We start from the raw sequence: 20,494 nt of genomic DNA on the forward strand, positions 1-20,494 counted from the left end.
GTTTACCGAAATTTTTTTGCCACTAATTTGCTAGTATTCAATTTTTTTAACTAAATTTGCACACCTAAAATTTAAAATTAAAAAAGGAAATGACAAAGGCAGAATTGGTAAACACCATCTCAAATAAATTGGGAACAGAAAAGAATGAAACACAGAAAGTTGTAGAAGCTTTTATGCAGGAGATCAGAACTTCTATGTATAATGGAGATAACGTTTATCTAAGAGGTTTTGGTTCTTTTATAATTAAAACAAGGGCTGCTAAAACGGGAAGAAACATTTCTAAGAACACTGCAATTGAGATCCCTGCTCACAATATTCCTGCTTTCAAACCATCAAAATCTTTTGTTGAGAAAGTAAAAACTAAAGTTGCAGTAAAATAAAAATTAACTGAATATTAACTAGTTACTAAAAAATTAAAATTATGCCAAGCGGAAAGAAAAGAAAAAGACACAAGGTTGCAACTCACAAAAGAAAGAAAAGAAGAAGAGCAAACAGACATAAGAAAAAATAATCTCCTTTTTCGAGATTTATAATATATTAATATAGTTGGTGTTTTTAATTTTTTAATTTACACCGACTATATTTTTATTTGTAACTATAGGATTTCCAAGGAATAGGAATAGGTTTTATTTATTGAAATAAATAGCATAACTTTAATTACAAATTCTTAAATTTAAAAATATTTATTTACAAAAAACCATGCGTATTTCCTATAATCTTAACAATTTTATCTTATAACAAAATGAAGAAAGAACTAATAGTTTCGCATGAGGATGAACTTACAAAGATTGCATTACTGGAAGACGGAAGACTATGTGAACTTCATGAGGAAGAGGACAAAAGTGATTTTATAGTTGGAGACTTATTTATAGGAAGAGTAAAAAAACTGGCACCCAATCTTAATGCTGCCTTCGTAAATATTGGCTATGATAAAGATGCTTTTTTGCATTATCAGGATCTGGGCCCGCAATATCTTACGTATAAAAAGTTTTTAAAAGATACTATTTCTAAAAAACAAAGCTCTTCAAGCTTAAAAAATTTCGAGATACAACCCGAAATAGACAAAAACGGAACTGTAGACAAAGTCATCGCAAAAGATGATATTGTTCTGCTACAAATTACCAAAGAACCCATTTCTACCAAAGGACCCAGAATTTCGACACAGGTTTCTTTAACAGGGCGTTTTTTGGTTTTAATACCTTTTGACAATAAAGTTTCGATTTCCAAAAAAATCAGAAGTTTTGAAGAAAAGGAAAGATTAAGAACTCTTATTGAAAGTATCAAACCTGAAGGTTTTGGTGTTATCATAAGAACCGTTGCTGAAGGAAAAAAAGTAGCTGACCTCCATAATGATATGAATCAACTGATTCAGAAATGGGAAGGTACTTTTAAAAACATTCAGAAAAATAAGGTTCCGTCTAAAGTTTTAAGTGAAGAAGACAAAGCTTCAGCTATATTAAGAGACAATTTCAATCAGGATTTCGTAAGCATCATCTGTGACGATGAACAGATGGTGGATGAAATGAAAAATTATGTGGAGGTTATAGCTCCCGAAAGAAAGAATATTGTCCAGTTTTATAATTCTCACATTCCTCTTCTGGAATATTACAATGTTGAAAAACAGCTTAAACAAAGCTTTGGAAAACACGTCAACATTCCAAGTTCTAAAGGAGCTTATCTTGTTATTGAACATACAGAAGCTTTACACGTAGTCGACGTGAACTCCGGAAATAACATTACGACCGGAAATGCAGCCAATAAAGAACACGCTCTCAACGTGAATAAAATGGCAGCAACAGAAATTGCAAGGCAATTACGCCTTCGTGATATGGGCGGGATTATCGTAATCGATTTTATCGATATGCCAAACGCCGATCACAGAAGAGATTTGTACGAACATCTGAAAGAAGAAATGAAGCGCGACAAGGCTCGCCACAAAATTTTACCTCCAAGCAAGTTTGGACTGATACAGATTACCAGACAGAGAAATCGTCCGGAAAAACAAATCGAAACAAAAGAAGAAAACCCTAACAAAGACGGAGAAATCGTAGCTCCTATTGTTATTGTAGAAAGGATGGAAGAAACCATCAGAACTATCATGCAAAAAGAAAAAGGAAAACTTTATCTGCATGTGCACCCATTCGTGGAAGCTTACCTTACGAAAGGTATTAAAAGCATCCAGATGAAATGGTTTGTAAAATATAAAAAATGGGTAACCATCATCCCAAGGGATTCTTTTAAATACTTGGAATACAAAATTTACAATTCTAAAAAAGAAGAAGTATCAGGATATTCCAATTAATACGAAATTACAACCTCTAGTTTTCTAGAGGTTTTTTTATTTAAATTAGCTATACCAATTTCATCATTTCAAAACACCGGAAAACAATGAGCAAAGAACACCATTACAAAAGTACTATCCAGTGGACTGGAAATAAGGGGGCAGGGACAAGCAACTATCGTAATTATGATAGAAGCCACACGATTTCTGTAGAAAATAAAGCGATCATTGAAGGATCTTCTGATCCGGCATTTCGGGGTGACAAAACCAAACATAACCCTGAAGACCTGCTCTTATCATCTTTATCCTCATGTCACATGCTTTGGTATCTTCATTTTTGTTCAGAAGCAGGAATTATTGTGACAGATTATACGGATAGCGCAACGGGGATCATGGAAGAAACAGCTAATGGCAGTGGCCATTTTAAAGAAGTTACACTAAACCCAACCATCACCGTTACAGAAGATTCAATGGTAGAAAAAGCAAAAGAACTTCATAAGAAGGCTAATGAATTTTGTTTTATCGCCAACTCCGTCAATTTTCCTGTGAAACACATGTGTACTGTATCTGTCAAATCTCTTTAATAATTCCGCGAGTTTTCACGATTTTACAGTTTTGTAATTTCACAGTTACAGATTCACGATTTAGCCAATCCGCCCTTTAGAAATGGTTAATTAATGTTAATGGCTATTCTATTCTTCGAGATATATTACTAAATTTGAGCTATGGAAAGTTTTGGAAAAGATTTATTGAGAAAAATTAAAAGTGTAGAATTACCCGGAGAAAATGCTCACGGAGTATTCTCACCACCCTATCGTCCTGTTTTTAATCGGGAAGAAATCTTAGAAAAAAATCCAAAATTCGCTGCTGTAAATATTGTTTTATATTTAAAAGATGACGAATGGTACTTTCCATTAATTCAGAGAACCATAAACGAGCATGACAGACATAGCGGACAGATATCTTTGCCTGGTGGAAAACGTGAGGAAATGGACAGAGATTTTGCCGACACTGCGGTACGTGAGACCTCGGAAGAAATTGGGATTGACAAACATTATGTGAGAATCATAAGAGAGATGTCCCCCATTTATATCCCGCCGAGTAATTTTTATGTGTATACTTATATCTCATACACCAAAAAGAACCCTACGTTTGTTTTGCAGCAAAGTGAAGCCGTAGAAACGATAGAATTTCCTATTACTTCATTTCTCAATCTCCCGGATCAGCCAGAAATTATGGCTTTACCCAGTGCCGGAGGGCATGAAGTCCCGGTTATCAATTTCAACGGATATATCATCTGGGGAGCAACAGCAATGATATTAAGTGAATTCAGCCAGTTGCTGAAAAAAATGTAACTTTGCATCACCGTGTTTAATTGAGAAATGGCGAAGAAAAATATTTTCACCGATGCATTCGGAACACCTTACTTTTTGAAAAGGTTAATTATTTTCATTTTAGGATTTGTGTCTTATAGAAGATTCAATGGCTTTAATAAATTAAAAATAACCGGTACTGAACACCTTGTGGATCTTCCGGATTCTAATGTGTTGTTTGTATCCAACCACCAAACCTATTTTGCAGATGTAGCAGCAATGTATCATGCTTTCTGTGCAGTAAATAATGGATATTTAAACACCATTAAAAATCCAATCTATCTTCTTAATCCGAAGATCGATTTTTACTATGTAGCGGCTGAGGAAACCATGAACAAAGGTATTCTTCCTAAAATATTTAAAATAGCAGGAGCAGTAACCGTAAAAAGAACGTGGAGAGCAGAAGGTAAAAATGTGAACAGAATGGTTGACCTTACTGAGGTTGATAATATCATGAAAGCCCTTGATAATGGCTGGGTAGCTACTTTCCCTCAAGGTACTACTTCCGCTTTTGCCCAGGGACGCAGAGGTACAGCTAAGTTGGTTAAAAATCAACGCCCGATTGTCATTCCAATTAAGATCAATGGTTTCAGAAGAGCATTTGATAAAAAAGGATTGCGTGTAAAAGTGACTGGGGTAAAACCTACGATGGAATTTAAAGCACCTCTTGATATCGATTATGATAAAGAAAATGCCAATGAGATTCTTTTAAAGATCATGAACGCGATTGAACAAACGGAAGATTTCAATTTGCTACACCAATATGATGAAGAATTAAAAGCTAAAAAGTTAGAAAAAAAAGACTCAGATAATTAAAAAAGGTAAATTACATATGAAAAGGATAATAGGGATCTTATTCGCAATCATAGTATTAGTTTCATGCAACAGCCAAAAGGTATATTCAAATTTCGATATCAGTTATTCCAGAAGTGGAGGTTACGCGCCGGTTTATGAAAATCTGCTTATTAAAGACAATACTGTACACTACTCTTTTGAAGGCGAAGGAAAAAAGATCAAACAGGATTTTAAAATTTCAGATGAAGATTTAAAGAAATTGAACACTATTCTTTCTCAAAATAATTTCAGAAGAATACAAGAAGATCACAAGAAACTTTACGATAATGTGACTACTTCTATTAATATAAAGAAGGGGCCTAATGAAGGAAGCAAAACAGATGCTAGTCTGGTGATGCCTAATTTTAAGACCAACTGGACGAATATTACCAATGCTTTCCAGGAGATCATTACTAATAATATTAAAAAATAATACATACAATTGAAGACCCATTTCATTGCTATCGGTGGAAGCGCTATGCATAATCTTGCCATCGCACTAAAAGACAAAGGATATCAGGTTACAGGTTCAGATGACGCTATTTTTGAGCCTTCAAAATCAAGGCTTGAAAAGAAAGGAATTCTTCCTGAAGAGATGGGTTGGTTCCCTGAAAAGATTACCTCTGACATTGACGCGGTTATTCTGGGTATGCATGCCCATCAGGATAACCCTGAATTGGCTAAGGCAAAAGAGCTGGGGTTGAAAATATATTCTTATCCTGAATTTCTTTACGAACAGTCTAAAAATAAAACCAGAGTTGTTATCGCAGGATCTCATGGAAAGACCACGATCACTTCTATGATTTTGCACGTTCTTAATTTTCACCAAAAAGAGGTGGACTTTATGGTAGGAGCTCAACTGGAAGGCTTTGATTGTATGGTAAAGCTAACGCCGGATAATGATTTTATGGTATTGGAAGGTGATGAATACCTTTCCTCTCCCATTGATTTACGTTCTAAATTTTTATTATACCAACCTAATATCGCTTTATTAAGTGGAATTGCCTGGGACCATATCAACGTTTTCAAAACATTTGATGATTACATAGAACAGTTCAGAAAGTTTGTGGCAAGCATTACTCCTGGTGGAGTTCTTGTATACAATGAAGAAGATGCAGAAGTGGTAAAAGTGGTTGAAGATGCTGAAAATTACTTTAGAAAAATCCCTTATAAGACTCCTGAATATGAAATCAGTAATGGTAAAGTCTTATTAAAAACAGAGATGGGAGATATTCCACTTTCTGTTTTTGGAGCTCATAACCTGTTGAACCTGGAAGGAGCCAGACATATTTGCCGACAATTAGGCATCATGGATGAAGACTTTTATGAAGCTATTATGAGCTTCAAAGGAGCTTCTAAACGTCTCGAAAAAGTAGAAAGAGAAGATAAAGGGATTCTTTATAAAGATTTTGCACATGCACCTAGTAAAGTAAAAGCTGCTGTAAAAGCTTTTAACGAACAGTTCAAAAAAGATAAAAAGTATGGATTCCTTGAACTTCATACCTATTCCAGCTTAAATCCTGCTTTTTTAGAGCAATACGACCATGCTATGGATGGTTTGGATGAGGCTATCGTTTTCTATTCAGAAGATGCATTAAAGATTAAGAGAATGGAGCCTATCTCTCCCGATCTGATTAAAGAAAAATTTAAAAACGATCACCTGAAAGTATTTACGAATGCTCAGGAACTTCATGCCTATTGGGATATTTTAGATAAGACAAAAGGAGTCTTTTTAATGATGAGTTCTGGTAACTTTGGAGGTTTAGATCTTATGAAATAAAATAAATTACTTAATATAAAATGGTCTTTTCTATTCTTTAGGAAAGACTTTTTTGTTATAACAAATACCTTCAGTATCTATTGTAATCATACAATGTGAAATAAATAATATCATGAAAAATGCCATTATATCATTACATAATTTATAAATAAAAAGGTATGATAGAATAAGTTTTAAACATTCAGTTTTACAGCAAATAAAATCGTAATTTAAAATTCATATATAAATGATAATCAATATGTTAAAATTTAATTTTCTTTATGTAGATTAAATATTTTAATTATTTTTATATCACTAAAATACATGAAATGAAGAATAAAATTTTATTTTTTATGATATTGCCATTGACAATATCTGCACAGGTAGGAATTAACACTACACAACCCACAAAAACATTTGACATCAATGGTGAATTAAGAATTCGAACACTGGGGCAGGGAGCTCCAATCGATGAAATACTATCCGCTGATGCTAATGGAAATATCCGTAAGATTTCCAGAGATGAGCTTGGAGGAGGAAGTTCAGGTTTTAATTCTACCATTCTAGGATATGATCCACAACCTGTGGCCAACAGACAACAACCTCCCGGGGCAGTTCCTGGTGGAGGAACTGCTTCAGAGCTAGGCTGTAAAAAATGGTCTGTTAATAATCATACCTATTGTGCTTATCAGATTTCTCAATCTATTAACTGGTTCAATGCATTTAATTTCGCTAAGCAGATGGGAGGATATTTGGTAACCATGCCAAGTGATGCTGAAAGAATTTGGGTGAATACAAATATTGTAGCATCGGGAACGGGTTATAATCTGGCTAATAATGTATGGATCGGCTTTAACAAAATCAGAAGACCAGGAAATCCGGATCAATTACAATGGATTACAGGAGAAGAGTTTAGAATCAACTGGTCTACAAATCCTGCTACGACTGAAAATTGGTTTGCAGCTGGTGAACCTAATAATTCAGGAGGAACTGAAGGTGCTACTCATATATTGGTTGGTGGAGAAAGAAGATGGAATGATCTTGCAGGAACGGTTACTACCTCTGGTAGTAGTCCAATGAACCAACTTATTATTGAATTCAATGAATAAATAATTAACCAGAAATCTTGTTCATATATTAAAAAAAGCTTCTTTCAGAAAGAAGCTTTTTTATTCTAGTTTATTCTGGCAAAAAAGCGTCTGATAATATCATTGGTTCCATCACCATCTACATCCTGGGTACGGTCTTCCATAATCATCTCTGCCTGGGTAAGCTTAGTAATGAAATAAGGATAATCCTGTTCTCCTTCATACCAAAACTTCATCGTTGATTTCTCCAAAGTATAATTTCTGGTTACAACATCAGTTTGCACACAACTATTACCTTGTGGTGCAAAAGTTGTTGAAGTCATATTGGTCTGTTTAAACTCATGTGTACTTTTTTTCTGACATTCTGTGGGAAAACTGGTTTTTGTTTGCTGATCTTTTGAAGTATATACCTCAGATTTTCCAATATACCATTTCCCCCTTATCGACCCTGCATTCGGATCAATAATATCCAATACTTCATTATCACTACCACAAGCTAGTATGGAAAGCAAAGCAGTTGATAAAAATATTCTTTTCATATATGTATAATTTAAAGCCGCAAAAATAAGACAATTTTTATTGCAGTTTTTCAACTTCGATAATAAGATTTTTTAAAATGTTAGTTGTAGACTCTTTGCTATACGGGTGGATCGACTGCCCTACCCAAATATTCACAAAATCAGCATTGTTCATTGCCTTAGCCATTTTACGCAATTCCCCTGTTAGTTTATTCTGATAAGGATATGGTAAAATATAATCAGAGCTATCTAATGCTTTGGTAAATTCATTTCTGATTCCTCTTGCATAACGCCCAGAAAAGCTTTTGGTCAAAATAATATCATCTTCACTTACACTTTTCAGTCTTTCTTTCTCAAAAGGCTGTAAAGCACTTTCCTGAGAAGCCAATAATAAACTTCCCACCTGAAAACCTTGCGCTCCCAAATTTTTTGCAGCCAATAACGTCCTTGCATTATAAATACCTCCTCCGTATAATAGAGGAACTTTTACGTGATCAAATACATGTGATAGTAATGAGAGACCTCCTATATGAGGAATTTCCCCAGCATTAAAGGTACCTCTATGCCCTCCCGCTTCAATTCCCTGTACACAAATAATATCAATTCCAGATTTCTCCAATATCAGAGCTTCTTCTAGGGAAGTACAGGTACCAATAAGTACAACTCCATTCTCCTTTAATTTTCCAATACTTTTATCATCAAGATTTCCAAAAGTAAAACTGAGAATTTTACACCCTTCATCAATAACAACATCAATAAGTTCATGATAGCTACTTACCTTCATAGCTTCAAGATCCGGAAGCTCAACCTCTAAATGGTTTTCTTTTGCGAGCTGTTCAATAAAATCCTTCGTCTTTGTAAACTTCTGTCTTAAAGAATCTGTTATTTCAGGGATGTTGTGTGCAAAAATGTTAACAGCAAAAGGCTGGTCAGTTAGTTTTTTTGTTTCTCTGATCAGTTTAACAGCCTGTTCAGCAGATAAATCTGCCAATGCTAAACTCCCAAGACATCCGGCATTCACTGAAGCTGAAACCATCTCAGGAGTACTTACACCAAACATAGGAGCCTGAATGATGGGGTGCTGTATATTTAATTTTTTGCGAATTGCGTCTGGCCAGATCATAATGTTATTTTTGATTTAAAATTTACGAAAAATCCATGTAGAACCAGTGGAGTCATCTTATAAAATAGTTTGATATATGTCATTTTTTTATGTCTTATAATATCCATTTAGGTTTTGGCTAAAGCCAATTTTTTGTGTTATTTATTTAAGTTAAGTGGGCTAAAGCCCACTCCTATTGATATGATAGCCACTTTATTCTTTACATTTATACCTAATGTAAAAAAAAGATGATCCCTGTGATCTGTAGTGAAAAAATTACAGCTAGTCCTTAAAAAACAAAAGCGGGCTAAAGCCCGCTTATTATTGATATCCTAATTTTTTAAATGTCTGCTACAGTATTCAACATTTTCTTTTCCCATTCAGGATCTTTCGGATCGAAGAATAATCTTTTACCCGTATCTAAGGAACGTACTACATTCATTTCATCTTCTGTCAATGCAAAATCAAATACATTGAAGTTCTCTTCAATTCTGGATGGAGTTATAGATTTTGGAATAACCACAAAACCTTCCTGCAAATGCCATCTTAAAATTACCTGAGCCACTGTTTTATTATATTTTTCAGCAATTGATTTCAGTTTTTGATTTTGTAAAAGATCTGCATTTCCATTTCCTAAAGGACTCCATGGTTGTGTGATGATATTATTTTCTCTATCATAAACCTGTAATTCTTTCTGTTGGAAAATTGGATGGAGTTCAATTTGATTGATCACTGGAAGAACAGTTGAATTCGCTTTCAACTCTTCTAGTTTCTCAACCGTAAAGTTACATACTCCAATAGCTTTTATTTTCCCGTCATGATATAACTCTTCTAATGCTTTCCAGGCTCCCAGAAAATCGCCAAAAGGCCAGTGAAGAAGATACATATCCAGGTAATCAAGCTGCAATCTGTCTAATGTTCGCTGAAATGCTGCTTTAGCTTTTTCATAGCCATGATCCTGTACCCAAAGTTTTGAAGTAATAAACAGATCATCTCTATCTACTCCACTATTTTTTATAGCATTTCCTACAGCTGTTTCATTACGATAAATAGAAGCTGTATCAATCATTCTGTATCCTGTCTGAATTGCTTTGATAACTGCATCTTCACAGACTTTTAAATCTTCAATTTGCCAAACACCAAATCCCAGAGCCGGAATGTCAACTCCGTTATTTAAAGTAACCACTGGTTGCCCTGTGTACGTTTTTTTCTGCATAATTCTCTATTTTAATTTTTATTACAAACCTAAAGTCTAACAAATTTGCAATAAAAATTTGAAATTATAACTTACCATTTTCACTGTTTTTACACTATATAACTTCTCTTTCCCTCACAACTCATAACTCATAACTCATAACTCATAACTCATAACTTATAATTCATAACTTCTGGTCCAGCTTTCCAATTTTTGCTACTTTTGCAAAAAACCAAAACAATGTCACATCACATCCGATTAGCAAACACTGACGATTATTCAAGAATTATGGAGATCTGGGCTTCTTCAGTAAAAGCGACCCATGATTTTCTAGCTGAAGAGGATTTCAACTACTTTAAAGAAGTAATCCCAAGGGACTATCTTCCTCATCTGGATGTTTACCTGATTACTGAAAATAATGAGGCAAAGGGTTTTGCATCGGTGGCTGAAGGTACCCTAGAAATGTTATTTATACATGATGATTTTCGTGGACAAGGATACGGTAAAGAGCTCTATCATTTTATGAAGGATCAAATTGGTTTTGACAAACTGGACGTTAATGAACAAAATCCTCAAGCCATTGGTTTTTACGAAAAAATGGGTTTCAAAAAGGTAGGAAGGTCCGAAAAAGATGGTTCAGGAAAAGCATATCCGATCATTCATATGAGTTCATAATGGATCAGTTTACTTTCCATCAGATAAATAATAAGGATAAGACTCAGATTCCCTATGATTTACTTTTACTGGCGGATGAAACAGAAGAGGCAATCAATAAATATATATCGAACTGTGAAGTATATCTCTTAATTCAAAATGGCCAAAGAATTGGGGTTATTGCATTGCACAAAAACACCGATACAGAATTAGAGATTAAAAACATGGCTATTATCGATAGATATAGAAATAAAGGCCTCGGAAGTATTTTAATCAATAAAGCTAAAGAAATGGCTAAAGAAAACCACTACTCTTCTCTTTTGGTCGGAACTTCGGATACAGGCTTTCAGCAAATCAGATTTTATGAGAAAAATGGATTCATAAAAAAAGAAATACGAAAAGACTTTTTCATCAAAAACTATCCTGCACCTGTTTTTGAAAACGGGCTCCAGATGAAGGATATGATCGTTCTTGAATTTTTAATCCATTACTTCCCTGAATAGCTTTTTGATGTGCCCAATTTCTGATTGATAGCTTGTTTTTTTTCTGCAACCAAAGTATAACGTATTTTCCAACATTTTATCACCTTCCCAAATCAATTTTATTTCTCCGTTTTCAATTTCCTTTTTACATAAAAAATCAGGAACGACAGCCAAACCTCTTCCTCCTTTCAAACAACGAATGATTGAGTTTAAATTGGGTACAATATAATTCGGACGGAAATTAGGTTTATGCCCAAAATTCAAAATCCAGAATTGAAACAAGTGTTCCATATCACCCGTTGTCCCATACCATTTCTCCTGTTTCAGCCAATCTTCAATCTTTTCAAAATCCTTTGTCTTCAATACTTTATTGAAGCTTTCTGTATCCACATCTTTCCCGCCCACTAAAATGATCTGTTCAGATGAAAAAGCTTCATGCTCAATGTTCAATGAAGACCCTTTTTTAGGAGTGATAATAAGATCCAGAATCCCTTTATCCAACTGATCAATCATTTCAGGGTATTGCCCAAAATTGATAATTAAATTAAATGGTAATGTAGAAACATATTGTTCCAACGTGGTCTGAAAGGTTTCAAAGCACATTCCTACACTAATCGTAGGTGTATGTTTCTCTGTAGATTTCTGAAAGTTTTTTTCTACATTTTCCAGTTTTTGCAATGGTTCAAATACAGCATTGTAAAGCACTTTCCCTCTTTCGGTAGGTATCATCTTTCTTCCGGTGCGATCAAATAACTTATACCCAACATACGCTTCCAGGGAACTTAAATGTAAGCTTACTCCTGGTTGGGAAATGAATAAACTTTCAGCTGCGCCAGTCAGAGTCCCTGTCTTGTAGATCTCTTTAAAGGTACGGTACCATTCTAGATTAACCATAATTAAGTATTTAAATTCTGATACAAAATTACAAAATAATTAGAATACTGATAATTAAAAACAAATTTTTACATTCATCAGATTAATTATTTTTTTAATCAGAGCACTTGAGCAAGTAATTGAATATCATAATATATCCTTAGGAAACCACAACTTTTTCATTCTTTAAAAAGCGGGCATAATAGTTCGGAATCTCACTTTCTTCAATTTGCTTTGCAACCTCTTCAACAGGGTAATTGAGCTGAATAATTTTCGGGGTTATTTTTTCCTCATCAATTGTCAGAACAACATAAGAAGCTAATCTGTTTTCTTCTTTTGAACGACCTACAGAGCCTGTATTTATGGCCCATTTTTCACCCAACTTCTTTTTAAAGGAAATATGAGTATGTCCCATCAATATTACATCAGACTGAGATGCATTAAGCATATCCTCAAAAACCTCATCATTTTCAGATTCATACAAATAGGTATCATTACTTTCTAACCCCGAATGTACCAATTGGATATTCCAATGCCTTTTTCCTGTCATATAATTTAATTTTAAATGAAAAGGCAATTCTCCAAGAAAAGCTTTGTTCTCTTGGGTGATATGCCTTTTCGAATGATCAATGGCTATAAATCTAGCAGCGGTTTCCTCTTCCGAATGTTTGCTTAATGGAATAACCGGAATATTAAAGGCAATTCTCTCGTCATGATTGCCTAAGATGCATGGAATATTGTTTTCTCTAATTTTTTGAATCACTTCATTTCCCCAGGGTGCAAAATCTACCAGATCTCCTAAACAGAATTTCTGGGTGATCCCTCTTTCCTTTATATCATTCAGTACTACTTCCAAAGCAGGAAGGTTTCCATGTACATCACCGAAGACCGCTATTTGTATCATACTTCATCCAATTTATCAAACAAAATTACAAGAGAAAAAGCACAATAATAGTAAGCATCAATATGATATTTGACCGTAATTTTATAATTTAATATATCATTATTCTGATATTAAACTATAATTTATATTATTTTTATCATAGCAATACCTACCCTAACTTTGCATCATAAATTTTAAACAATCATAAAACAATGAAAAAAGTATTAATAATTAATGGTGGTCAAAACTTTGGACATTCCGGAGGGAAATATAATAAAACAATTGCTGATAATACTTTAGAAGCTTTACAAGGTTTTGAAAATGTAGATGTTAGAATAACGAACATTGCAGAAGGATATGATAACAATGAGGAAGTTCAGAAATTCGTTTGGGCAGATTATATTATTTACCACACTCCGATCTGGTGGTTTCAGCTTCCTAATGGATTTAAAAAATATATAGATGATGTCTTCACCGCAGGTCATGCTAAAGGTATTTATCTGAGTGATGGAAGAACAGCTGAAAACCCAGCGATTAATTATGGAACAGGAGGAATGCTTGGTGGTAGAAAATACATGTTAACAACCAGTTGGAATGCACCCGAAACAGCTTTTACCCTTCCGGGAGAATTTTTTAACGAGAAAAGTGTGGATGATGGGCCATTATTTGGTTTCCATAGAATGAACGCTTTTGTGTCTTTACAGAAAATGGACAGCTTCCATTTCCATGACGTAGAAAAAAATGCCAATATAGAACGTGACATGAAGCTTTATCAGGAACATATCAAAACTGTTTTTGAAAAAGAACTAAAACCTCAACTAGCCTAATGAAAAAAATACTGATAACCGGAATTACGGGATACATTGGAGGAACAATCGCTGCAAAATTACTTGATAAAAAGTATAATGTGGTAGGTTTGATCCGTAATGAGATCCATGCAAAAGAACTGGCCACATTAGGAGTTGAAACCATAGTTGGAGATATTCATGATGAGACCGTGATACAGTCTGCGATCCAAAAAGTAGATGCGGTTATTCACAATGCGGATTCTGCTGATGATGCTTATGCTATTGACAGTATTATCAATGCGTTGGAAGGAAGTGGAAAAACTCTGATTTTCACATCAGGTTCGGCTATTTTCGGAGGTAAAGAAAACGGAGAGAAAAGTGATTTTGTTTTTACAGAAGATATTCCTTTAAATCCGAGGTTGGAAATGGCTTCTAGAGTACTGATCAATGACTATGTTATACAATCGGCACATAAAAATATAAGAAGTATTGTTATTGTTCCAACAATGGTATATGGTAGAGGCTTAGGGTTGAAACAAGATAGTATTCAGGTTCCTGCTTTGCTTCAGTTTTCTAAAGAAAAAGGGTTTGGTATTTATTTTGGAAAAGGGGAAAATATATGGTCAAATATCCATATTGAAGATTTAGCAGATCTCTATGTACTTGCACTGGAAAATGCGAAGGCAGGATCTATGTATTATGCAGAAAATGGTTCATCAACTATAAAAAATATAGCCGAAACTATCAGTGACAAATATTCCCTGCAGCCAGCACAATCTCTGAGTGTACAAGAAGCAGTGAATAGATTCGGTGCAGCAGGTGGATATTTTGGATTTGCTTCTAACAGTTTGTGTAACTCCGACAAAGCAAAAAAAGAACTAGGCTGGAATCCGCAACATCTCTCAATTGAAAAATTTATTTAAATAAAAATCATAATGAAAATATATCTTACAGCAGTAATAAAGGCAAAAGAAGAACATCAGGCAGAAGTATTGGCAGTTCTTCAAAATATGGTAAAAGAAACACGCAAAGAAGAAGCTTGTGAGCTTTACAGTCTTCATCAGGGAATAGAGGATAAAAATGAATTTGTCTTTTACGAAATATGGAAAGATGCAGCAGGACTCGATCAACACAATCAACAGCCATATATTCAAGCTTTTGGTGCTTTGATTGATGAAAAGTTGCAGGAAATTCCTCAAATTTATAAAACCAATATTTTGTAAGCATGAAAAAATTTGCGCTTTTAATCCTGAGTATATTCATGATAGGATTTGCCAATTCACAAAACAAAAAATCAATTACTATGAAAAAGAAAATTTTATTCGTCGTGACCAGTCATGACAAAAAAGGAGATACCGGAGAAAATACCGGATACTATTTAGGAGAGGTTTCTCATCCTTGGGAAGTCCTTCATCATGCAGGATACGATATAGATTTTGTAAGTCCTAAAGGAGGAACACCTCCTGTAGATGGATTTGATCTAAAAGATCCTGTAAATAAAGAATTCTGGGAAAATAAAGAATACAAAAATAAAATTGATCACTCATTACAACCTTCTCAGGTAAAGCCTGATGAGTACTCAGCTATTTTCTATGCTGGAGGTCATGGTGCTATGTGGGATCTTGCAGACAATACAGAATTAGCTTCTATTGCATCAAAAATTTATGAAAACGGAGGAATTGTAGCAGGAGTTTGTCACGGCCCGGCAGGATTGGTTAATATCAAACTGAATAACGGCCAATATCTGGTAGATGGCAAAAAGATCAATGCTTTTACCAATGAAGAGGAAGCTGAAGTGAAATTAACAAACGTTGTTCCTTTCCTTCTGGAAGATCAATTAAAAGCAAGAGGTGCAAAATTTGAAAAATCAGGTCTTTGGCAAACTCATGTTGTAACAGATCAAAGAGTGATCACAGGACAAAACCCTCAATCTGCAAAGGCAGTTGGTGAGGCTATTTTAAAAGAACTAAAAAAATAATATCAAAAAAATTTAATACAAAATGGAATATAGAAAATTAGGTAATACTGACCTTGAATTATCAGTGATTACTCATGGTGCTTTCGCCATAGGTGGAAATATGTGGGGTGGAAATGAAAAACAAGATTCTATAAATTCTATCCATGCTTCTTTAGATAACGGTGTAACTTCTATTGATACTGCTCCATTCTATGGCTTCGGATTAAGTGAAGAAATGATCGGGGAAGCTATTAAAGGAAAAGACCGTTCAAAAATCCAGTTATTAACTAAGTTCGGTTTAGTTTGGGATGGCAGCAATCAGGGAAAAGGAGAGTTCTTTTTCAATGCTGAAGAAGATGGCAAAACACTTCCGGTATATAAATTCGCTTCTAAAGAAAACATCATCAAAGAAGTAGAAGAAAGTTTAAAACGTTTAGGAACTGATTATATTGACCTGTTACAATTGCACTGGCCAGATAATTCCACTCCTATCAGTGAAACCATGGAAGCTTTAGAGATGCTGATCCAGCAGGGAAAAATCAGAACTGCAGGAGTAAGCAACTACCTTGTAGAACAAATGGAAGAAGCTTCTAAAACGATTCAACTGGCAAGCAATCAGGTATCATACAGCATGCTGAACAGAGCTATAGAAAAAGATCTGGTACCTTACTCTTTAGAAAATAATACAGGAATTATTGTGTATAGTCCAATGGAGAGAGGATTATTAACCGGTAAATATTTCAAACAAGCTCAGTTAAAAGCTGATGATCACCGTAATGGATATTTTGCTCAGTTTGATCTTGAAAAAGTAAAAACGTTTCTGGAAACACTTGAAACTATAGCACAGGAGAAAAATGCTACTGTTTCACAATTGGTTTTACGTTGGACAAGTCTACAACCATCGATCAGTGTAGTATTAGCCGGGGCCCGTAATGCACAGCAGGCTGTTGAAAATGCACAGGCAATATCTGTCGATCTTTCTCAGGAAGAATTGAATACCATTAATTCTGCACTGAAAGAAATGTAATATAATAATTGAAAGAGGAAAGTTGAAAATTGAAATTACTTTTAGGGTATTAACAAATAATAGCCATTTGATTGAAAGTAATAGCTTAATTGATTTACCTTCATAATTGAATATCATTTATAACACAAGCTTCCATAGCTTTCAATTTTCAACTTCCCATTTTCCATTTTCCTCTTTCAACTCTCACAAAATCATATAAAAATGAAAAATAATCTGATCACAACGTTCGGGTTGGCAACTATATTGGCTTTTAGCAGCATATCCATTAACGCTCAAAAGCTTTATGTCAATCCGGAAGATCAATCATGGTATCCATCGTCATATGGTGCTCATGATGAAATAGGAGCCGCCAATTTGTTGACTCCAGAAGTCGTAAAAAATGCCATTACATTAGTAAAACAAGGCAAAACATTACCTTTAGCAGTAGCTATTGATAAAAACCTTCCGGCATTCCGCCACAGAAGTTTTAATTTATATAATATTCAGCCCGGAGAACAGGGTGGCCAAAGCATCGGTCCTAATAAATTCACATTTAATGATGAGTTGGTCAATGGTTGGACAGGTGTTGGAACACAGCTTAACGGAATAGGACATATTGGAATCAACAATACGTATTACAATGGTAATAAAGCTGCTGATTTTGTAACAGTAGAAGGAGTAAAAAAGCTAGGCATTGAAAAGGTTCCACCATTTGTAACCCGTGGAGTGGTATTGGATATGGTAGCTTATTATGGAAAAGCGGTTGTTCCCGGAGGAACAGAATTTACAGTATCTGATATTAAAGCAGTTTTGAAAAAACAGGGAATTAGCCTAAGAAAAGGAGATATTGTTCTTTTCAATACAGGATGGCTTGAACTGATCGGCAAAGACAATAAACAGTTTTTAGAAGTTGAACCTGGAATTGGAATGGAAGCTGCTCAATGGCTAGCAGATCAAGGCATCGTTGCTTTTGGTGGAGATACCTGGGCTTCTGAAGTGTACCCTAATCCTAAAAGCAAAGAAGAGTTTCCAATCAACCAATTTATGTTGGCAAAAAAAGGAATTTATAATTTGGAACTCATTGACAGCCGTCCTTTGGTAAAAGAAAAAGTATGGGAATTCCTTTTCGTTCTTGGGCAACCTCTTTATAAAGGTTCAACTCAGGTCAACATCAACCCTGTAGCCATTTATTAGTAATTAAAAGAGATCTCTCCGGTGTCGAAATGACAGCATCCAAATACATTTTAAATTTCATCATAAGCAAAAGAGCTTTTCAAATTGAAAAGCTCTTTCTGTTAAAAAAACAATTTTAAAAAAATTATTTCATAATCGGTAAATGAGTGCTTATAGCAATCCTGTTCCATCCGTTAATCGTTACTATTGCCATAATAATCTGAGCGATCTGATTATCATCAAAAAACGACTTTGCTTTTTGATAAGTTTCTTCAGTTAAACCTTTATGGCTGATAAGCGTAATCTCCTCTGTCATAGCCAAAAGAACTTGTTCTTCTTCAGTAAATAACTCTAAAGCTTCTCTCCAGGCGTTAAGTAAATAGATTCTTTGAGGAGTTTCTCCATATTTTACTGCATCTTTGGTATGCATATCCAAACAAAATGCACATCCATTGATTTGGGAAGCTCTTACTTTAATTAATTCTTTTTGAATAGGATTTAAAGAGATCGTCTGAAGATATCCTTCTAATCCCATCATTGCTTTGTAAGCCGCTGCATCTGTTTTTGCAATATTGACTCTTGTACTCATAATATTATATTTTTTTGGTTAATTGATCTAAACTAAATGAAAACTGTTTTTGACTAGCTAATAAAAATCCTGCTGCACTTCCCACCCAGACAGAATAGTCCAAAGGAGCTTTTGCCCCTAAAGCTATCGTCATAGACAATGCGAAAATTAGTAATAGAAATCCAGCTCCATACGCTGCTATACGGGTTTTATAACCTATAAGCAATAACAAAGGAATCGCGATCTCAAAAAATGTCGCTGTATAAGCTGAAAATTGACTTAACCCTTCCGGAAGGAAAAAGGTAAGCTGCCGCGTATATTTTTCAAAATTTTCCCAGTTCCCCCAGGTTGAATTTTCTCCCCAAAATCCAAAACGATCTGCGACCGCTGAAAGCATGGTTACAGCAATGGCTAGTCTTAAAAATAACTGTGAAAATTGATCTTTTTTATCTGTCATTGTATTAGCTTTTAATAACATGACAAAGTTGCGACTTTTAAATTCTAAAAATCTTAAACTGGTTTAAGAACGTAATTTCGCTCTGATTTCACTAAGATATTCCGGGGTAAAACCCAAAAAAGAAGCAATTAAATATTGTGGAATCCTTTGAATAAACCAGGGATACAAAGTACTGAAGTGAATATAGAGTTCCTCTCTCGTCATTTCATATAAATAGCGGATCCTTCTTTCCGACGCAGCATAGGCTCTCTGATAGATCATCCTAAAGTAACGTTCCATGACCGGATGTTTCTGTAATAATAGTTCCTGCGTTTCAAGATCAATAACTAAAATCGTTGACCGCTCTACTGCCTGTATCGTAAACTCAGATTTTATTTGTCGTTCATAAGCAAAAGTATCCGTAATCCACCAATTCTCTACAGCAAACTCGGTCGTTTGCTCTACTCCTTTTTCATTGACAAAAAATTTTCTGAGACAACCATTGACAACAAAATACATTGATCTACACACCTCTCCATCAAGAAGTAAATTCTGCTTCTTTTTAACTTCCATCACTTTAAAAAAAGATAATACGGAGGCATAGTCTTCCTCATTGATGGTAATGAATTTGTCAAGATGTGCTTTAAAACTATCCATTTCGAAATTTAGTATTCAAACTTAACTTTATTTTTTTAGTTTTACAATTACAAAATAATTAATCATGGAAATCGTTGCTAAAATTTTGATCGCTGTAGTAGCATTAGAACATATTTATATTCTTTGGATGGAAATGTTTGCCTGGGAAACAAAAGGAAAAGAAGTTTTCAAAGCCGCTTTACCGGCAGAAATGTTCAAACCTACTAAAGGATTGGCAGCCAATCAGGGACTTTACAATGGTTTTCTTGCTGCGGGATTGATCTGGACCTTCTTTATTAAAGATGCTGAATGGCAAACGAATATTGCGCTCTTTTTTCTTGGGTGTGTAGCAGTTGCCGGAATTTATGGGGCTATTTCTGCAACAAAAAGAATATTTTTTGTTCAGGCTTTACCAGCTATTTTAGCGATTATCGCTATACTTTTGAAATAATTCTTTCCCACAGATTTCACGGATGACGCAGATTTTTAATATTTGAATCCGTGTTATTTGTGAAATCTGTGGGAAATTAACAATATAACAATATTTCCCTATCTCATATAAAACACATAAGTCCCCCAATCTTTTAATCTTTAAATTTTTCAATCTTTTAAATGGCTTTCTTGCTGCAGGATTGATCTGGACTTTCTTTATTAAAGATGCAGAATGGCAAACGAATATTGCACTCTTTTTTCTTGGTTGTGTAGCAGTTGCCGGAATTTATGGGGCTATTTCTGCAACAAAAAGAATATTTTTTGTTCAGCCTTTACCAGCTATTTTAGCGATTATCGCTATACTTTTGAAATAATTCTTTCCCACAGATTTCACGGATGACGCAGATTTTTAATATTTGAATCCGTGTTATTTGTGAAATCTGTGGGAAATTAACA

26 protein-coding genes are annotated in these 20,494 nt (G+C 34.5%); 18 read left to right on the top strand and 8 right to left on the bottom strand.

The genetic code is table 11. The annotated features are described in order from the left end of the window. Positions 1 to 89: 89 nt before the first annotated feature. The 8 genes from JHL15_RS05260 (at position 90) to JHL15_RS05295 (ending at position 7,356) form a co-directional block, all read left to right on the top strand. Complete coding sequence (locus JHL15_RS05260) at positions 90 to 380, top strand: HU family DNA-binding protein (protein ID WP_002984212.1); 291 nt, start codon at positions 90 to 92, stop codon at positions 378 to 380. Between the two features lie 362 nt (positions 381 to 742). Then, positions 743 to 2,302 (top strand): Rne/Rng family ribonuclease, encoded by a 1,560-nt coding sequence (locus tag JHL15_RS05265; RefSeq protein ID WP_200243915.1) that lies wholly within the window; start codon positions 743 to 745, stop codon positions 2,300 to 2,302. A gap of 86 nt (positions 2,303 to 2,388) precedes the next feature. Further along, entirely contained in the window at positions 2,389 to 2,865 is a 477-nt protein-coding gene (locus JHL15_RS05270; protein WP_200243916.1) for an OsmC family protein, read from the top strand. A gap of 141 nt (positions 2,866 to 3,006) precedes the next feature. After that, positions 3,007 to 3,636 (top strand): NUDIX hydrolase, encoded by a 630-nt coding sequence (locus JHL15_RS05275; protein ID WP_200243917.1) that lies wholly within the window; start codon positions 3,007 to 3,009, stop codon positions 3,634 to 3,636. A gap of 27 nt (positions 3,637 to 3,663) precedes the next feature. Further along, the gene (locus JHL15_RS05280) at positions 3,664 to 4,470 is read left to right on the top strand and encodes a lysophospholipid acyltransferase family protein (RefSeq protein WP_200243918.1); all 807 of its coding nucleotides are present in this window, start codon (positions 3,664 to 3,666) and stop codon (positions 4,468 to 4,470) included. Between the two features lie 16 nt (positions 4,471 to 4,486). Further along, positions 4,487 to 4,921, top strand: coding sequence for a hypothetical protein (locus JHL15_RS05285; RefSeq protein WP_200243921.1), 435 nt, complete (start codon positions 4,487 to 4,489; stop codon positions 4,919 to 4,921). Between the two features lie 9 nt (positions 4,922 to 4,930). After that, on the top strand, positions 4,931 to 6,268 hold the full coding sequence (locus JHL15_RS05290; protein ID WP_200243923.1) for a UDP-N-acetylmuramate--L-alanine ligase: 1,338 nt from the start codon (positions 4,931 to 4,933) through the stop codon (positions 6,266 to 6,268). Positions 6,269 to 6,576: 308 nt separating this feature from the next. Beyond that, positions 6,577 to 7,356 (top strand): C-type lectin domain-containing protein, encoded by a 780-nt coding sequence (locus JHL15_RS05295; protein ID WP_200243926.1) that lies wholly within the window; start codon positions 6,577 to 6,579, stop codon positions 7,354 to 7,356. A 65-nt stretch (positions 7,357 to 7,421) separates the two neighbouring features. Here JHL15_RS05295 and JHL15_RS05300 read toward each other — a convergent pair whose 3' ends face one another. The 3 genes from JHL15_RS05300 to JHL15_RS05310 all read right to left on the bottom strand — a co-directional run bounded on the left by JHL15_RS05300 (position 7,422) and on the right by JHL15_RS05310 (position 10,171). Then, positions 7,422 to 7,874: a lipocalin-like domain-containing protein gene (locus JHL15_RS05300; RefSeq protein ID WP_200243929.1), complete on the bottom strand. Its 453-nt coding sequence runs from the start codon at positions 7,872 to 7,874 to the stop codon at positions 7,422 to 7,424. 37 nt (positions 7,875 to 7,911) lie between these two features. Then, positions 7,912 to 8,976, bottom strand: coding sequence for an NAD(P)H-dependent flavin oxidoreductase (locus tag JHL15_RS05305; RefSeq protein WP_200243931.1), 1,065 nt, complete (start codon positions 8,974 to 8,976; stop codon positions 7,912 to 7,914). Positions 8,977 to 9,295: 319 nt separating this feature from the next. Beyond that, entirely contained in the window at positions 9,296 to 10,171 is an 876-nt protein-coding gene (locus JHL15_RS05310; protein WP_200243934.1) for an aldo/keto reductase, read from the bottom strand. A gap of 219 nt (positions 10,172 to 10,390) precedes the next feature. On the opposite strand from JHL15_RS05310, the gene JHL15_RS05315 reads away from it, so the two are divergent. Further along, positions 10,391 to 10,825: a GNAT family N-acetyltransferase gene (locus JHL15_RS05315; RefSeq protein ID WP_200243944.1), complete on the top strand. Its 435-nt coding sequence runs from the start codon at positions 10,391 to 10,393 to the stop codon at positions 10,823 to 10,825. Further along, entirely contained in the window at positions 10,825 to 11,307 is a 483-nt protein-coding gene (locus JHL15_RS05320) for a GNAT family N-acetyltransferase (protein ID WP_200243946.1), read from the top strand. The genes JHL15_RS05315 and JHL15_RS05320 overlap by 1 nt, the downstream gene beginning before the upstream one ends. Here JHL15_RS05320 and JHL15_RS05325 read toward each other — a convergent pair. Continuing rightward, positions 11,284 to 12,180 (bottom strand): LysR family transcriptional regulator, encoded by an 897-nt coding sequence (locus JHL15_RS05325; protein ID WP_200243949.1) that lies wholly within the window; start codon positions 12,178 to 12,180, stop codon positions 11,284 to 11,286. The genes JHL15_RS05320 and JHL15_RS05325 overlap by 24 nt on opposite strands. Positions 12,181 to 12,319: 139 nt before the next feature. Continuing rightward, a complete protein-coding gene (locus tag JHL15_RS05330; protein ID WP_200243952.1) occupies positions 12,320 to 13,063 on the bottom strand; it encodes a metallophosphoesterase family protein in 744 nt (247 codons plus the stop codon). A gap of 191 nt (positions 13,064 to 13,254) precedes the next feature. On the opposite strand from JHL15_RS05330, the gene JHL15_RS05335 reads away from it, so the two are divergent. From JHL15_RS05335 to JHL15_RS05360, 6 genes are all read left to right on the top strand, one after another. Then, positions 13,255 to 13,869: an NAD(P)H-dependent oxidoreductase gene (locus tag JHL15_RS05335; protein ID WP_200243954.1), complete on the top strand. Its 615-nt coding sequence runs from the start codon at positions 13,255 to 13,257 to the stop codon at positions 13,867 to 13,869. After that, entirely contained in the window at positions 13,869 to 14,753 is an 885-nt protein-coding gene (locus tag JHL15_RS05340) for an NAD-dependent epimerase/dehydratase family protein (protein WP_200243956.1), read from the top strand. The genes JHL15_RS05335 and JHL15_RS05340 overlap by 1 nt, the downstream gene beginning before the upstream one ends. 12 nt (positions 14,754 to 14,765) lie before the next feature. Next, a complete protein-coding gene (locus tag JHL15_RS05345) occupies positions 14,766 to 15,053 on the top strand; it encodes a putative quinol monooxygenase (RefSeq protein WP_200243958.1) in 288 nt (95 codons plus the stop codon). A gap of 80 nt (positions 15,054 to 15,133) precedes the next feature. Next, the gene (locus JHL15_RS05350) at positions 15,134 to 15,808 is read left to right on the top strand and encodes a type 1 glutamine amidotransferase domain-containing protein (protein ID WP_200243960.1); all 675 of its coding nucleotides are present in this window, start codon (positions 15,134 to 15,136) and stop codon (positions 15,806 to 15,808) included. 22 nt (positions 15,809 to 15,830) lie between these two features. Continuing rightward, a complete protein-coding gene (locus JHL15_RS05355; RefSeq protein ID WP_200243965.1) occupies positions 15,831 to 16,814 on the top strand; it encodes an aldo/keto reductase in 984 nt (327 codons plus the stop codon). 201 nt (positions 16,815 to 17,015) lie between these two features. Next, entirely contained in the window at positions 17,016 to 17,987 is a 972-nt protein-coding gene (locus JHL15_RS05360; protein WP_200243966.1) for a cyclase family protein, read from the top strand. A 124-nt stretch (positions 17,988 to 18,111) separates the two neighbouring features. On the opposite strand, the gene JHL15_RS05365 is transcribed toward JHL15_RS05360, so the two are convergent. The 3 genes from JHL15_RS05365 to JHL15_RS05375 all read right to left on the bottom strand — a co-directional run bounded on the left by JHL15_RS05365 (position 18,112) and on the right by JHL15_RS05375 (position 19,627). Next, entirely contained in the window at positions 18,112 to 18,555 is a 444-nt protein-coding gene (locus tag JHL15_RS05365) for a carboxymuconolactone decarboxylase family protein (protein WP_200243967.1), read from the bottom strand. Positions 18,556 to 18,559: 4 nt separating this feature from the next. Next, positions 18,560 to 18,991, bottom strand: coding sequence for a DoxX family membrane protein (locus JHL15_RS05370; protein ID WP_234047692.1), 432 nt, complete (start codon positions 18,989 to 18,991; stop codon positions 18,560 to 18,562). 63 nt (positions 18,992 to 19,054) lie between these two features. After that, on the bottom strand, positions 19,055 to 19,627 hold the full coding sequence (locus JHL15_RS05375; RefSeq protein ID WP_200243970.1) for a Crp/Fnr family transcriptional regulator: 573 nt from the start codon (positions 19,625 to 19,627) through the stop codon (positions 19,055 to 19,057). A 64-nt stretch (positions 19,628 to 19,691) separates the two neighbouring features. Here JHL15_RS05375 and JHL15_RS05380 point away from each other — a divergent pair, with 64 nt between their 5' ends. Both JHL15_RS05380 and JHL15_RS05385 read left to right on the top strand, forming a co-directional pair. After that, entirely contained in the window at positions 19,692 to 20,057 is a 366-nt protein-coding gene (locus JHL15_RS05380) for a DUF1304 domain-containing protein (RefSeq protein ID WP_200243971.1), read from the top strand. Positions 20,058 to 20,157: 100 nt separating this feature from the next. Then, positions 20,158 to 20,412: a DUF1304 domain-containing protein gene (locus JHL15_RS05385; protein WP_200244467.1), complete on the top strand. Its 255-nt coding sequence runs from the start codon at positions 20,158 to 20,160 to the stop codon at positions 20,410 to 20,412. Positions 20,413 to 20,494 lie beyond the last annotated feature (82 nt).

It is taken from the genome of Chryseobacterium paridis (assembly GCF_016595215.1).
Taxonomy (GTDB): Bacteria; Bacteroidota; Bacteroidia; order Flavobacteriales; family Weeksellaceae; genus Chryseobacterium; species Chryseobacterium paridis.